Genomic DNA, 14,564 nt, shown 5'->3' with positions numbered 1-14,564 from the left:
CTGGGCGCGCCGTCGTTCGGCAGTTGGATAGGCCGCGCGGTTCGGCGGTTGGCTGGGGCGCGCCGTCGTTCGGCAGTTGGATATGGCGCGCTTCGCCGTCCGACGCTGGGCTGGGCGGGTTCCGTCGTTCGGCACTTGGCTGACCACGGCGTCGTCCGGTACTCGGCTGGGCGAGTTCCGTCGTCCGACGCTGGGATGAGCGCGCACCCTCGTTCGGCACTTGGCTGGGGCGTGTTCCGCGGTTCGGCACTTGGCATCGAGATCGGCCCAGGCCTGAGCCGATCTCGATGCCAACTACCGAGTCTGTGGGGCAAACTGCCGACCAGTGGTGCCGACTGCCGAGTCCGCCGTGCAAACTGCCGAGTCTGTGGGGCAAACTGCCGAGTGGCGGGGTAGAGCGCCGAGCCTGCCGGACAGTGTGCAGCGCAACTGCTGACCCGCGCTGCAGAGCGCCGGGTCTGCCGGGCAAACTGCCGACTTGCGGGGCAGCGCGCCGAGGCTGCCGGGCAAACTGCCGAGTGGCGGGGTAGAGCGCCGAGCCTGCCGGGCAATCTATTGGGCAAACTGCCGACCCGCAGTGCCGACTGCCGAGTCCGCCGGGCAAACCGCCGAGTCCGCCGGGCAAACTGCCGACCCGCAGCGCCGACTGCCAAGTCTGCCGGGCAAACTGCCGGGTCCGCCGGACAAACCGCCGCCGTCAGGCTCCGCGGTATGGGCGGAAGAAGTCCCTGAGCTCCTGGGCGTACAGCTCCGGCTCCTCGAACGCCGCGAAGTGGCCGCCCCGTTCCGGTTCGGTGACGCGCACGGTGTTGGCCGTCCGCTCCAGCCAGGCCCGCGGCGGGCGCACGATGTCGCCCGGGAACAGCGAGAACCCGGACGGCACCTCGACCCGTCGCGTGACCTGCCGGGCCGGGATCGCGCCGTTGGCGTGGTACATCCGCATGGACGAGCCGATGGTGCCCGTGAGCCAGTAGATCGTGATGTTCGTGAGGATCTCGTCGCGGGTGTACGCGTCCTCCAGGTCGCCGAAGCTCCAGGCCCGGAGCTTCTCGACGATCCACGCGGCGAGCCCGGCGGGGGAGTCGTTCAGCGCGGCCGCGGCCGTCTGGGGCTTGGTGCGGTGCATCGCCCCGTAGGCGCCCTCGGTGGCGCTCCAGGTCGCGGTCTCGGCGAACCAGGCGCGCTCCTCGGGCTGGAGCGTGGCCGGATCACCCGCGAAGACGGGCAGCCCGCCGTCGGTGCGGTGCACGGCGACCACGCGGTCGGGGTGGTCGAGCGCCAGGTACCGGCTCACGTGGCTGCCGATGTCGCCGCCCGCCGCGCCGAACCGCTCGTACCCGAGCACGGTCATCAGCCCCGCCCACAGCCCGGCGACGGCGATCGAGCTCAGGGGCTGCCCCGTCGGCCGGTCCGAGTACCCGAAGCCGGGCATGTCGGGGACCACGACGTCGAACGCGTCGGCGGGGTCGGCGCCGTGCGCGCCCGGGTCGGCCAGGAGCGGCACCACCTTGGAGTACCGCCAGAACGAGTCCGGCCAGCCGTGGCTGAGCACCAGCGGCAGCACCGGGCCCGACGGCGCGACGGCGCGCGCGTGCACGAAGTGGATCCCGAGCCCGCCGATACCGGCGCGGAAGCGGGGGAGCCGGGTCAGCTCGGCCTCCTGCGCCCGCCAGTCGAACCCGTCCGTCCAGTACGCGACGAGCTCGCGCAGGTAGTCGAGGTCGGTGCCGAGGGACCAGCCGACGTCCTCCGGGGAGTCGGGCCAGCGGGTCGCCCGCAGCCGTGCGCGCAGGTCCTCGATCGCCTCCGGCGTGGCCTGCGGGGCGAACGGCTGCGGGGCGGTGGTGTCCGGCACGGCACACACCCTACGTGCGCCCGCGGCGCCCGGCGCGCCGCCGTCGTGGGGCCCCGCGGGACCCGGCCGACGGCGGCACGCGGGGCGCCGTCCGGTCAGTCGAGCGGCGAGACGCGGATCAGGTTGCCGTCGGGGTCGGCCACGACGAACGTGCGGCCGAAGACCGCGTCGTGCGGCTCCTCGACCACGGTGGCGCCCTTCGCGACCCAGGACGCGAAGACGTCGTCGACGGCGGCCGCGGACCGCTCCACCATCAGGCCGACCTCCGACGACCGGGGCGTGCGCGCGGTGAGCCCGTCGCTCTGGCCGCCCCACAGCGCGAACAGCACGCCGGGCGCGACCTCGAACGGCACGTAGCGCGGCGTGCGCATGACCGGCTCGATCTCGAACAGGTCGCCGTAGAACGCCGTGGCGCGCTCGACGTCGGTCACGTACACGAGGAAGAGGTTCGGTGCGGGCATGGGTTTTCTCCTTCCAGAGCGCCGCCGGCGTTCGGCGACGTCCCCACGCTCCCGGCATAATGCGACAGAACCTGTCATGTTCCGGACGGCCGGGGGATCGGAGGCGAGATCGTGGGCTCGGCGCAGCGCCTCATCGGCATCCTCGGGGCGCTCCAGGCGCGCCGGTACGCCACCGCTGCCGAGCTCGCCGCCGAGTTCGGCGTCTCGGCCCGCACGATCCTGCGCGACGTCCAGAAGCTGGTCGACGCCGACATCCCCGTGCTCACCGAGCGCGGCAGGTACGGCGGCATCAGCCTGCTGCCGGGACAGCAGGTCGACCTCACCCGGCTGACGACGTCGGAGGCCGACGTGCTCCGCGCCGTCGGCGTGGACCTCGACCGGGCGCGCGCGCTCGGCGCGGAGACGGCGGCGCGGGCCGCGGTCGGCAAGTTCGCGACCCGGCCCGGGTCGCCGCAGACCCGTTCGAGCGCGGCGCCGCTGTCCCTGGCCGACGTCGTCACGGTCGAGAACCGCGCCTGGTTCGCCGCCGAGCCCGCGGGCGACCCGCCCGACGTCGCCGCGCTGGCGCGCGACCTGCGCCAGGCCCGGCGGCTGCGCGTGACCTACCGGCGCAGCGGCGCCCGTTCGGCGTCGGACCTGGTGGTGGACCCGTACGGCCTGCTGCTCCGGGTGGACCGCTGGTACCTCGTGGCCGACGTCGACGCGGCGCCCCGGCTGTTCGCGCTGACCCGGCTGGACCGCTGGGCGCTGCTCGACGAGCCGCGCCGCACCCGCGCCGGTGCCACGCTGGCCGACGTCGCCGGCGGCCTGGGCCGGGCGCTCGAGACGCGGCACGAGGTCACGGTTCACGCCCTGCTGGACGCCGACGGCGTGGACCTGGCCCGCCGCATCCTGGGTTCCCGGCTACGCACGGTCGGCCCGGCGGACGCCGCCGGCCGGGTGCCGATCACGCTCGCCTACGCCCAGGTCGAGGCCGCCCGGCAGCTCCTCCAGTTCGCCGACCACGTCGAGGTCACCGGCCCGCCCGAGGCCCGGGCGCTCCTGCGCCGCCTGGCCGAGGCGACGGCCCGCCGCCACGTCTGACACGCGGGGCTACGGCGCCAGCCGGCGGGCCGCCTCCAGGAGGGCGCGCGTGCCCTGGGTCAGGGCGCGCAGGTCCTCCAGGGCGAGCTCGTCCAGCAGGTCGGGCGGCAGGTCGTCCTCGTACGCGACGATGCGGCGGATCGCCTCGCTGCCCTTCTCGGTGCTGGTCACGCGGCGCACGCGGCCGTCGACCGGGTCGGGGGTGCGGACCGTCATCCCGGCGGCGGTGAGCCGGTCGAGGATCCCGGAGACGGTGGCGGCGGAGACGCCGAGCGCCTCCGCGAGCCGGTGCGGCGTCGAGTCGCGGTCCACCTGCACGAGCGCGAGGGCCCGGATCTGTTGCACCGTCAGGTCGGTCTCCAGCAGCGGCCGGACCCGGGAGGCGAAGAACGCTTCGCCGAGCCGGTGGTGCAGGGCGGCGAGCTCGGCGACGAGCTGCTCGCGGGTCTGGTCGGTCACGGGCTGACTTTAGTGCGCGCCCGCCCGCGGGAGAACCGGAGTTGCGTGCCGGGAACCACGGCAGGATCCTTTGCGTTAGGCAAAATACTGCGCCGACGGAGTCGTGGACCCCGGCGCGTATACCCCAGACCTGGAGGAAGTGTGTTTCGTCTTGCCCGGATGTCGCTCGCGAATCGTGCTCTCGTAGCACTCGCGACGATCGCCGTCTTCGTCGTCGGCATCTTCAGCATGGGGCAGCTCCGTCAGGAACTCATACCCTCCCTCAACGTGCCCGTCGTGGCGGTCACGGCGGTCTACCCGGGCACCTCGCCCGAGATCGTGTCCGACCGCGTCACCGACCCGGTCGAGACCGCCGTCCAGGGCATCGACGGCGTCACGGGCGTCACGTCGACCGTCGGCACGGGCATCTCGATGACCACGGTGGAGCTGGAGTACGGCACCGACATCGACGACGCCAGCCAGGAGATGACGTCGGCGATCGGCAACATCCAGGACCTGCCCGAGGACGTCGAGCCCGAGGTCATGGCCGGGTCGTTCGACGACCTGCCGGTGATCCAGCTCGCGGTCTCCGGTGACGGCACCGAGCAGGAGCTCACCGACACGATCGACTCCGTGCTGGTGCCCGAGCTGTCGGGCATCGCGCAGGTGCGCGACGTCACCGTGACCGGCACCACCGAGCGCCAGGTCGTGATCGAGCCCGACGAGAAGAAGCTCGCCGCCGCCGGCCTCACGCCCGCCCAGCTCTCCTCCCTGCTGCAGGACAACGGCACGGTCATGCCGGTCGGCTCCGTCACCGAGGACGGCCGCACCAGCAGCGTCCAGGTGGGCACCACCGTCAGCACCGTCGAGGAGCTCGAGGACCTCCCGATCGTCCCGTCCGCGGGCGCGTCGGCCGGCGCGAGCGCCGGAGCCGGGGCGAGCGCCGGGGCCGACGCCGCCGCAGCAGCGGGTGCCGCGGGCGCCGCCGGGGCCACCGGCCAGTCGCCCCAGGCCGAGGCGGGCCCGCCCGAGGTCGTCCACCTGGGCGACGTCGCGAAGGTGAGCGTCAAGGACGTCGACCCCACCTCCTTCTCGCGCCTGGACGGCGAGCCGTCCCTGGCCATCGCCATGACCAAGACGCCCGACGGCAACACCGTGGACGTCTCGCACGCCGTGCAGGACGTGCTGGCCGACGTCGAGGACGAGCTCGACGACGCCGGCGTGAGCACCGCCGTCACGTTCGACCAGGCGCCTTTCATCGAGGAGTCGATCGAGGGCCTGACCACCGAGGGCGGGCTGGGCCTGCTGTTCGCCGTCCTCGTGATCCTGGTGTTCCTGGCCTCGCTGCGGGCCACGCTCGTGTCCGCGATCTCGATCCCGCTGTCGCTGGCGGTCACGTTCGCGGCGATGAACCTGACCGGCTACACGCTGAACATTCTCACGCTCGCGGCCATGACCATCTCCATCGGGCGCATCGTGGACGACTCGATCGTCGTGATCGAGAACATCAAGCGGCACCTGTCCTACGGCGAGGACCGCGTGGACGCGATCGTCACCGCCGTCCGCGAGGTGGGCGCGGCCATCACCGCCTCCACGGTCTGCACCATCGCGGTGTTCGCCCCGATCGCCCTGGTGGGCGGCATGGCGGGCGAGCTGTTCCAGCCGTTCGCCGTCACCGTGGCCATCGCGATGGGCGCCTCGCTGGTCGTCGCGCTGGTCGTCGTGCCGGTGCTCGCGTACTGGTTCATCAAGGTGCCGGTCTCGGCCGACGGCGGCGCCGCGATGCGCGAGGCCGCCGAGCTCAAGGAGCGCCGCGGCGTCTGGCAGCGAGCCTACGTGCCGTCGCTGGCCGCCGCGCTGCGGCACCCGGCGGTCACGCTGACCGTCGCGGTCGCGCTGCTGGCCGGCACGCTCGCGCTGGTGCCGCGCATGGAGACCAACTTCATCGGGGCGGCCGGGCAGGACACGCTGTCGGTCACCCAGGAGTTCGAGCCGGGCACCTCGCTGGAGAACCAGGACGCAGCCGCCAAGGAGGTCGAGGAGGTCCTCGACGGCGTCGACGGCATCGAGACCGTGCAGACCACCGTCGGGTCGGGCGACGGCATGGCCGCCGCCTTCGGCATGGGCGGGGCGGGCGCCAGCGCGTCCTTCGCGATGACCCTGGCCGAGGACGCCGACGGCGAGGCGGTGCAGGACGACGTCCGCGACGCGATCGCCGAGGCCGACCTGGACGGCGAGGTCACCGTGGCCGCCGGCGACGCCGGGTTCTCCAGCACCACCGTGGACCTGGTGGTCACCGCGCCCGACGCCGACGACCTGGCCGACGCCGCGAGCACCGTCGAGGACGCCGTCACGGACCTCGACGGCGTCGAGAGCGTCACCAACAACCTGGCCGCCGAGCAGTCGACCGTGCAGGTGACGGTGGACCGCGACGCGGCCGCGGAGGCCGGGCTGACCGAGGCCGCGGTCTCGGGCCTGCTGGCCGGCGCCATGAACGAGTCGAGCATCGGCACCGTCGACCTGGACGGGACCAACCTCGACGTCGTGGTGGCGGGCGACGTGCCCGCCACGGCGGCCGAGATCAAGAAGGTCGACGTGCCGACGGCGGCGGGCATGGTCCCGCTGAGCGACCTGGTGACGGTCGAGGAGGTCTCGGCCCCGGCGTCGGTCACCCGCGTGGACGGGGAGCGCAGCGCCACGGTCGCGGTCACCCCGGCCGGGCAGGACCTGGGCACCCTGACGGTGGCCCTGACCGAGGAGATCGAGGGTCTGGACCTGCCGGGCGGCGCGGACGTGACCATCGGCGGCGTGGCGTCCGACCAGGCCGACGCCTTCGCGGACCTGGGGCTGGCGCTGCTGGCGGCCATCCTCATCGTGTACCTGGTCATGGTGGCGACGTTCCGGAGCATCGGGCAGCCGCTGATCCTGCTGGTCTCCGTGCCGTTCGCGGCCACGGGCGCGCTGCTGGCGCTGCTGCTGACCGGCACGCCGCTGGACGTCGCCGCGCTGATCGGCGTGCTGATGCTGGTGGGCATCGTGGTCTCCAACGCGATCGTGCTGATCGACCTGATCAACCAGTACCGCGCCGAGGGCCGGCCGCTGGACGAGGCGGTGCGCGAGGGCTCGCGCCAGCGCCTGCGGCCGATCGTGATGACGGCGGCGGCGACGATCCTGGCGCTGACCCCGATGGCGTTCGGCCTGACCGGCGGCGGCGCGTTCATCTCGCAGCCGCTGGCACTCGTGGTGATCGGCGGGCTCGTGTCCTCGACGCTGCTGACCCTGTACGTGGTGCCGGTGATCTACACGCTGTTCGAGCGGCGCTCGGAGGGCAGCACGCCCAAGCGGGCCGCCCGCGCCGCGCGCAAGGCCGAGAAGGCGCAGGTCAAGGCCACCGAGGCGGCGCAGGTCGCCCAGCGCCTGGCGGCGGACGCGAGCTGAGCACTGCCGGCCCGGCCCTTCGCGGGCCGGGCCGGCGTGGCCTCAGCCCTGGTCGGCCAGCCAGACGGGCGGGTGGGTCCTGGCCAGCTCGGTCAGGTCCCGGCGGTCCCGGACCCGCAGCACCTCGTAGATGCGGCGGAACCGGTTGGCGACCGTGCGCAGCGAGATGTAGGCGATCTCGGCGATCTGAGCGTTGGTGCTGCCGCGCAGCGCCAGGCGGACGATTTCTCGCTCGTCTTCGCTCAGCTGGTCCCAGCCGTGCCCGCCCGGGGTGTCGTGACGGGCGAGGCAGACGTCGATCGCCACGCCCCAGCCGGGTACGCCGGCCAGGTGGGCCAGGGTCCGAGCCTCCCTCAGGGCCGGCTCGGCCGCCGTCCGCTCGCCGCGGGCCAGGCCGTACCTGCCGTAGGCGACGAGGGACCGCAGACGTTGCCACGGCGAGACCGGGGACAGGCCGGGCGGCAGCCACTCGTCCAGGCCGCCGTGGTCCGGGTCCACGCCGGCCAGCGCCGCCAGCATCCGGGCGTGCGCGACGCCGGTGTCGGGGTCGGCGTGCTCCTGGGGGTGCACGGGCGGGTCGGCCAGCCGCCGGGCCTGGCGGGGGATCGCGCCGCGGTGGCCGTCGTGCGCCAGGGCAGCCTCGACGAGGTCGGCACGGGCCTGCACGCGGCCGCGGTAGGGCCAGGCGCAGCGCTCCAGCCCGATCGTGAGCAGCTCGGCGGCCCGGTCCACCTGCCCGACCGCGAGGTGCGCGCTGCCGAGGTCGACGGCGAACTCGCCCAGCGCCCGCGTGGACCACGCGCCGGCCCGGGACGGCAGCTCGCCGTCGGGCCCGCGGCCGTCGAGCATGGCCGTGGTCGCGGCCCGTAGCCCCTGCACCGGGAGCCAGTCCTGGATGCTGGGCCGCAGGTCGGTCGCGCGGGCGAGGTGGGCACGGGCGTCGGCTGCGCGACCGTCGAACATCGCCACGCGGGCCGCCGCGAGGTCGCGCGCGACGATCTCGGCGACGGTGCGGCCCGCGACGGGTCCGGACTGGTTCTCCAGGAGCCGGTGCGCGCCCGGCGCGTCGCCCAGCAGCAGGCGGCCGCGCACCTGGACGCACAGGCCCACCCAGTGCGGGTCGGGTCGTGCTCCGATGCGGCCCAGGTCGGCGCGCAGGACGGCGGGGTCCGCGAGCCGGCCGGTGTGCTCCAGCTCGATCAGCGCGGCGGCGGCGCGGGCACCGGCGGCCCGGGTCTCGGCGTCCGCGTCGGCCGGGTTCCGCCACCACAGGTGGTCGGTCCACCCCGTGCCGTCGACGGTGGGTGCCCAGCGCCCGGGACCGTCCTCCGCCCAGGTGGTCCCCGTCAGGAGCGTCACACCGGCCGTGCGCGCGGCGGCCCGCGGTTCCGCGCCCACCTCGGCCATGCCGGCGACGTCGTCCAGGTGCAGGCCGTCCAGGATCGCCTCGGCGACCGTGGCCGATCCCGCGTACGCGGGGCGCTCCACCCCGCCGGGCAGGGTGACCGGACCCTCCTGGCGCAGCAGGCGCAGGAGCGGGTAGCGCTCGGCGTCGGCCGGATCGGCGGCGTCGGGCGAGCCGGCCCCGCCGAGAAGCTCGCGGTAGGCGCGCCGGGCCGCCGGGCCCGCGGTGTGCGGGCCCGTCCACTCGGTGTCGCCGCGTTGCTGGGCCGGGCTGAGCCCGTCGGCCAGCTCCAGCGCGATCCGGGGGTTGCCCGCGCTCCAGCGGTGCAGGCGGACGGCGACGTCGGCGGCGACCGGTAGCCCGAGCTGCGCGTCCAGCAGCAGGCGCAGCGACCGCTCGTCGAGCGGGTTCACGGCGAGCACCTCGACGTCGTCGGGCAGCGGGCCCTGCGCCACCCGCCGCGCGGCGACCAGCACGCGCCAGTCGCGCTCGTAGGCGACGTCGCCCAGGTGCTGCAGCCAGGCTGCGCGGCTCGGCGAGAGCACCTCGACGTCGTCGACGAACAGCACCCGGGGGCCGGTGGTGGCCGGCGCGATACCGGCGGACACCGCCTCCAGGAGCCCGACGGCGTCGATCTCGTAACCTGGGCCGGGGTCGGCAGGACCGACCTGCTTGGACAGGTCGATGCGGTCCCGGCCCGCCATTCCGTGCGCGTACGGGCGCGAGGAGCACGACCGCACCACGCGGACGGCGCCCGCGGCCGCGCCGATGCGGCCCAGCGCGGCCAGCACGGCGGTGCTCTTGCCGATACCGCTCAGACCGCTCACGACCAGCGTCGTCGGGTCCAGGCCGGTGGCGAAGGCTCCGATCAGTCGCAGCTCCCGCTCCCGGCCGTGCACCGGACGGTCCAGCCCCCTGCCCCCCTCGGCAGGCGCCCACCCGGAGGAGTCCGTGGCGGGCGCGGCTGCCGGGGGTCCGCTTTCTGGACCCACGTTCGTTCCTTTCCAGAAGGCTTCATGAATGCCTGTGGAAGCTTCCCTGGGGGAGCATAAGACATCGGGTGAATTTTGCGAGATATCGACACGATCCCGTCGTGTCGCGGCCGTCGCCGGCCTGACTGGCCCCTTGAGCAGGGCTGAGGTATTTTTTCACCCGCTCCCATTCGCGGTTTCCTGGGCATTGTGTGCTGTTGAGCTGTCGCGCCTTTGTCCGGCCGGAATGTCGCGGATTGCATCAACGCAAACTCACGTGCATTGCCTTGCGCTCATGCACGTTTGGCCATTCTGCGTGGCACCTGTCTCAGAACGTGTGTCTTCTGAGACCGGGTCCGCAGCACCCTCGTCGCGGCCCGCAGTCACCCGGACGCCGTCTCAGGACGCGCGAGTGTGAGGAGTGATCTCTTGATTCCGAAGCGTGTGCCGACAGGTCGAACCCGGAGGCGAGGGGGCGCGACGTGGCGCCGTGGCCTCGCGGTGGTCGCCGCCTCAGCCCTCGTCGCCACGACCGCGGGACTGCCCGCGGCGGCGGTGGACAACTACCCGGACGAACCCGCGGAGGCCGCGGCCGGCGTGCTGGCGGCGTCGCTGATGCAGCAGGCGCTGCTGGGCGCGGCGACCTCCGACGCGGGTTCGGTCAGCAACCCCGGGCCCAACACCGAGAACCTGGACGCCGATGTCCTGGGCTCGCAGGTGCTGGCGCTCGGTGACCTCCAGCTGCCGGTGGACCAGTTCCTCGACTACGGCCAGATCGGCGCCCTCGCCAGCACGAGCGAGGCGTCGGGTCCCGCCGACGCCCACGCCGTCTCGGGCCTGCTGGGCGCCGACGGCGGCGTGACGCTGGACGGCGCGGAGGACGCCTTCGGCACCGCCAGCATCGACGTGCTGTCGCTGGCCCGGCTCGCCGGCGTCGACGGGATCTCCGACGCCGTGGTGGACCAGCTCACGATCGAGCTCGGCGCCCTCGCGGCCGAGGTCACGGCAGAGGACGGCGTGATCCTGGACCCCGACGGCGGCGTGACCGGCCCGGGCCAGTACCGGCTGGGCGACGGCACCCTGCTGGTGCACTCGCCCGTCGTCGAGGATGCGGCGGGCACGATCTTCGACATCGGCGGCGCCGTCGACTCGCAGATCGAGACCCTGGTCAACGACACGTTCGACGTGTCTGAGCTGACCGCCCTGCTCTCGGCGGTGCCGGGCATCCCGGAGCCGACCGTCACCGTGGACTCGAACATGCAGGAGACGCTGTTCCAGTCCGTGGTCGGGGAGCCGATCACCTCGGCGAACCAGCTCGTGACCGTCGACTTCTCGACGGGTGAGCTCCAGGTCCACCTGGAGCACCTCGTCGAGGGCAACGACCCCTGGGGCGGCGGCGACGACGTCGGCATGAACGGCCTGGCGCCGAACTACGAGGTGTTGGACGACCAGACGTACCCGCAGATCGCCGAGGGCGTGCACGAGATCATGCAGGAGGCCACGCGCATCATGATCGGCGCGATCGAGGACGCCCTCGACGCCGTGACGATCGACATCGCCTTCTTCGACCAGTCCCCGCTCGGCACCCTCGACGTGTCCTGGTCCGTGCCGCTGGCGGACGCCGTCAACGGCGACTTCCCGCAGGTCGTGAACAACAGCACCGGGACGCAGGCGATCACCGGCACCCTGCTGGCCACCACGATCAACGGTCTGGGCAACGCGGCGGCGCCGATCTTCGGCACCGTCTATGACCTGATCATCAGCGACGAGGGCGACCAGCTCTTCGACCTGCTGATCAACGACCTCAAGTCGGGCATCACCTCGACGATCGGTGCGGCCCTGTCGCCCGTGTTCGACGTCGTGGTGCAGTTCGTCTCGCTGCAGATCAACCACCAGGAGACGGCCACCTGCACGACGGCGGGCGGCGACGAGCTGCTCGGCCAGGTGGAGGTATCCGCGCTCAGCCTGGGCCTGGTGCAGTCGGCGGACGCCGGCCGGATCGGGCTGGGCAACGCCGGTGTGCGGATCGACGCGTGCGACCTCGCGGCCGTCGCCCCGACGCTGACGGTGGACCCCGCCGAGGTCGCTCCGGGCGACACCACCACCGTGATGGGTGAGGGCTACACCCCAAGCTCGACGGCGACGGTCCAGCTCACGGACGCGGACGGCAACCCGGTGGGTGACCCGATCACCGTCGACACCGACGAGAACGGTGCGTTCACGACGCCGCTGGTGGTCCCGGAGGACGCCGAGCCGGGCGACTACACGGTGGTCGGCACGGACGACGCGACGGACACCCCGGCGGAGGCCCCGCTGACGGTGACCGACGCTCCGGCCATCACGCCGGAGCTGACGGTCGATCCGACCGAGGTGGCTGCCGGTGAGTGCACGGAGGTCTCGGGCGAGGGCTACACGCCCGACAGCACCGCGACCGTGCAGCTGACGGACACGGACGGCAACCCGGTGGGTGACCCGATCAGCGTCGACACCGACGAGAACGGTGCCTTCACCACCGAGCTGTGCGTCCCGGAGAACGCCGACCCGGGCGACTACACGGTCGTCGGCACGGACGACACCACTGGCACCCCCGCCGAGGCGCCGCTGACGGTCATCCCGGCCGCGGCGATCGACCCGGCGATCACGGCGGCCCCGTCGGAGGTCGCCCCGGGCGGCACGACGACGGTCACGGGTGAGGGCTTCACGCCGGACAGTACTGCGACGGTCCAGCTCACGGACGCCGACGGCAACCCCGTGGGTGACCCCCGCCCGGTCGACACGGACGCGGACGGTGGTTTCACGACGCCGCTCGTGGTCCCGGAGGGTACTGAGCCGGGCGACTTCACGGTCGTCGGCACCGACGACACGACAGGTACGCCCGCGGAGGCGGCGCTGACCGTGATCACGGGGGCCGAGCAGTGCGAGTCGGCCCCGGCGATCACGGTGACGCCGAGCTCCACGCCCGCGGGCGAGGACGTCACGGTGGTCGGCACGGGCTTCCCGGCCGGTGTCGACGTCACGGTCCAGCTCACCGACGCCGACGGCAACCCGGTGGGCGAGCCGGTCGTGGTCACGCCTGACGAGACCTGCTCGTTCGCCACCCCGTACTCGATCCCCGAGGGGACCGATCCGGGTGACTACGAGGTGGTCGCCGAGCCCGAGGACGGCAGCGCGGGCGCCACGGCGCCGCTCACGGTCGAGGGCGCGGGCGACGGCCCGGCGATCACCGTGGACCCGGCCGAGGCCCGTGCGAGCGAGGACGTCACGGTCATGGGCACCGGCTACACGCCGGACTCGACGGTGGACCTGGAGATCGTGAGCGACCTGGGCGTCCTGTACACCGCGGGCGACATCCCGACGGACGAGGAGGGCGGGTTCGAGCACGTGGTGACGCTGCCGGCCGACTCGTACCCGACGGCGTACGTCGTCACGGGTACGGACGCCGAGGACCTGACCGCCGAGACGGACCTGACGGTGCTGCCGCTGGAGCCGACCCTGTCGGTGGACCCGTCCGAGGCGTTCCCGGGTGACGAGGTCACGGTCACGGGCACCGGCTACACCCCGAGCTCGACGGTGGGCCTGGAGATCGTGAGCGACCTGGGCGTCCTGTACACCGCGGGCGACATCCCGACGGACGGGGAGGGAGGCTTCGAGTACGTGGTGACGCTGCCGGAGGACTCCGCTCCGACGGACTACGTGGCCACGGGCACGGACTTCTCGACGGACGTGTTCGCCACCGACGACCTGGTGGTCCTCGACCCGGCGGCAGAGATCGACCCGGCGATCACGGTCGCCCCCGCTCAGGTCGCACCGGGCGGCACGACGACGGTGACCGGCACGGGCTACACCCCGGACGCCACCGCGACGGTGCAGCTCACGGACGCCGACGGCAACCCCGTGGGTGACCCGGTCACGGTCGACACCGATGCGGACGGCGGCTTCACGACGCCGCTGGTCGTCCCGGAGGATGCCGAGCCGGGCGACTTCACGGTCGTCGGCACCGACGACACCACGGGCACGACCGCCGAGGCGTCCCTCACCGTCGCGGGGGCGCCCGGCGAGGAGTGCACCGACCCGACCGTGGTGGCCGCCCCGAGCACTGTCGAGGCGGGCGGCGACGTCACGGTCACCGGCACCGGCTTCCCCACGGGGGTGGAAGTGAGCGTCACGCTGACCGACGCCGCGGGTGAGCCGGTGGGTGAGGCCGTCACGGCGGTCCCGGACGAGGACTGCGGGTTCACGGTGACGGTCGCCGTGCCCGAGGACGCCGAGCCGGGCATCCATGTCATCGTCGCCGAGCCGGCGGACGGCAGTGCGGGGGCGGAAGTGCCGATCGAGGTCTCCGCGGACGGCGCCCGCACGCTGACGGCCCGGTTCGCGAAGGCCGCGGTGAACCCGGGGGAGAGCCAGACCTTCTCCGCCTCCGGCTTCGCGCCGGGAGAGATGGTCACCGCGGTGATCCGCTCGACGCCGATCGTGCTGACCAGCGCGGCGGCCGACGAGGACGGCGAGGTCAGCTGGACCTTCACCGTGCCGGAGGACCTGCTGACCGGGGCGCACGTGGGTATCGCCACGAGCGCCGAGGCCGGCGACTCGGCCCTGGCCACGTTCCAGGTCGAGCCGACGTCCACGGCCGGCCCGGGGAACGGGGACGGCAACGGCTCCGGGACGGGCGACGGGGACGGTGGCTCGGGTGACGGTTCCGGCAGCGGTACCGGCGGCCTCGCGGCCACGGGTGCGGACGTCGCGACCCTCGTGACCGGCACCGCGCTCCTGCTCGCCGTCGGCGCCCTGCTGATCCGGCGCCGGCGCGAGCTCGGTCTCGCCGTGGCGACGGCTCTGGGCAAGATGCCGCAGGAGGACGTCCACGACCGCTGACGGTGACCCGTGGGCGAACGTCCGGCCCGGTACGACCT

The 14,564-nt window shown here is 73.5% G+C and carries 7 protein-coding genes; 3 read left to right on the top strand and 4 right to left on the bottom strand.

All coding sequences use genetic code 11. From position 1 onward, the window contains the following. Window positions 1-697: 697 nt before the first annotated feature. Entirely contained in the window at window positions 698-1,855 is a 1,158-nt protein-coding gene (locus tag H291_RS0127570) for an epoxide hydrolase family protein (protein WP_020018264.1), read from the bottom strand. Between the two features lie 95 nt (window positions 1,856-1,950). Continuing rightward, window positions 1,951-2,316 carry a VOC family protein gene (locus H291_RS0127565; RefSeq protein WP_020018263.1) on the bottom strand — a complete coding sequence of 122 codons (366 nt, stop codon included), beginning with the start codon at window positions 2,314-2,316 and terminating at the stop codon, window positions 1,951-1,953. A gap of 111 nt (window positions 2,317-2,427) precedes the next feature. Between H291_RS0127565 and H291_RS0127560 the strand changes: the two genes are divergently transcribed. Continuing rightward, a complete protein-coding gene (locus H291_RS0127560; RefSeq protein WP_020018262.1) occupies window positions 2,428-3,399 on the top strand; it encodes a helix-turn-helix transcriptional regulator in 972 nt (323 codons plus the stop codon). Window positions 3,400-3,408: 9 nt separating this feature from the next. Here the strand turns inward: H291_RS0127560 and H291_RS0127555 are convergent, their stop codons facing one another. After that, complete coding sequence (locus tag H291_RS0127555; RefSeq protein ID WP_020018261.1) at window positions 3,409-3,858, bottom strand: MarR family winged helix-turn-helix transcriptional regulator; 450 nt, start codon at window positions 3,856-3,858, stop codon at window positions 3,409-3,411. A 159-nt stretch (window positions 3,859-4,017) separates the two neighbouring features. Here H291_RS0127555 and H291_RS0127545 point away from each other — a divergent pair, with 159 nt between their 5' ends. Then, window positions 4,018-7,275 carry an efflux RND transporter permease subunit gene (locus H291_RS0127545; protein ID WP_020018260.1) on the top strand — a complete coding sequence of 1,086 codons (3,258 nt, stop codon included), beginning with the start codon at window positions 4,018-4,020 and terminating at the stop codon, window positions 7,273-7,275. Between the two features lie 42 nt (window positions 7,276-7,317). Here the strand turns inward: H291_RS0127545 and H291_RS0127540 are convergent, their stop codons facing one another. Next, on the bottom strand, window positions 7,318-9,672 hold the full coding sequence (locus H291_RS0127540) for a helix-turn-helix transcriptional regulator (protein ID WP_157237396.1): 2,355 nt from the start codon (window positions 9,670-9,672) through the stop codon (window positions 7,318-7,320). Window positions 9,673-10,152: 480 nt separating this feature from the next. Between H291_RS0127540 and H291_RS0127535 the strand changes: the two genes are divergently transcribed. Beyond that, window positions 10,153-14,526 (top strand): choice-of-anchor G family protein, encoded by a 4,374-nt coding sequence (locus tag H291_RS0127535; RefSeq protein WP_020018258.1) that lies wholly within the window; start codon window positions 10,153-10,155, stop codon window positions 14,524-14,526. The last annotated feature ends 38 nt before the right edge of the window (window positions 14,527-14,564 follow it).

Origin of the sequence: Promicromonospora sukumoe 327MFSha3.1, assembly GCF_000385135.1 — a bacterium.
GTDB lineage: Bacteria > Actinomycetota > Actinomycetes > Actinomycetales > Cellulomonadaceae > Promicromonospora > Promicromonospora sukumoe_B.
This window is presented reverse-complemented; position numbering and strand designations above follow the sequence as displayed.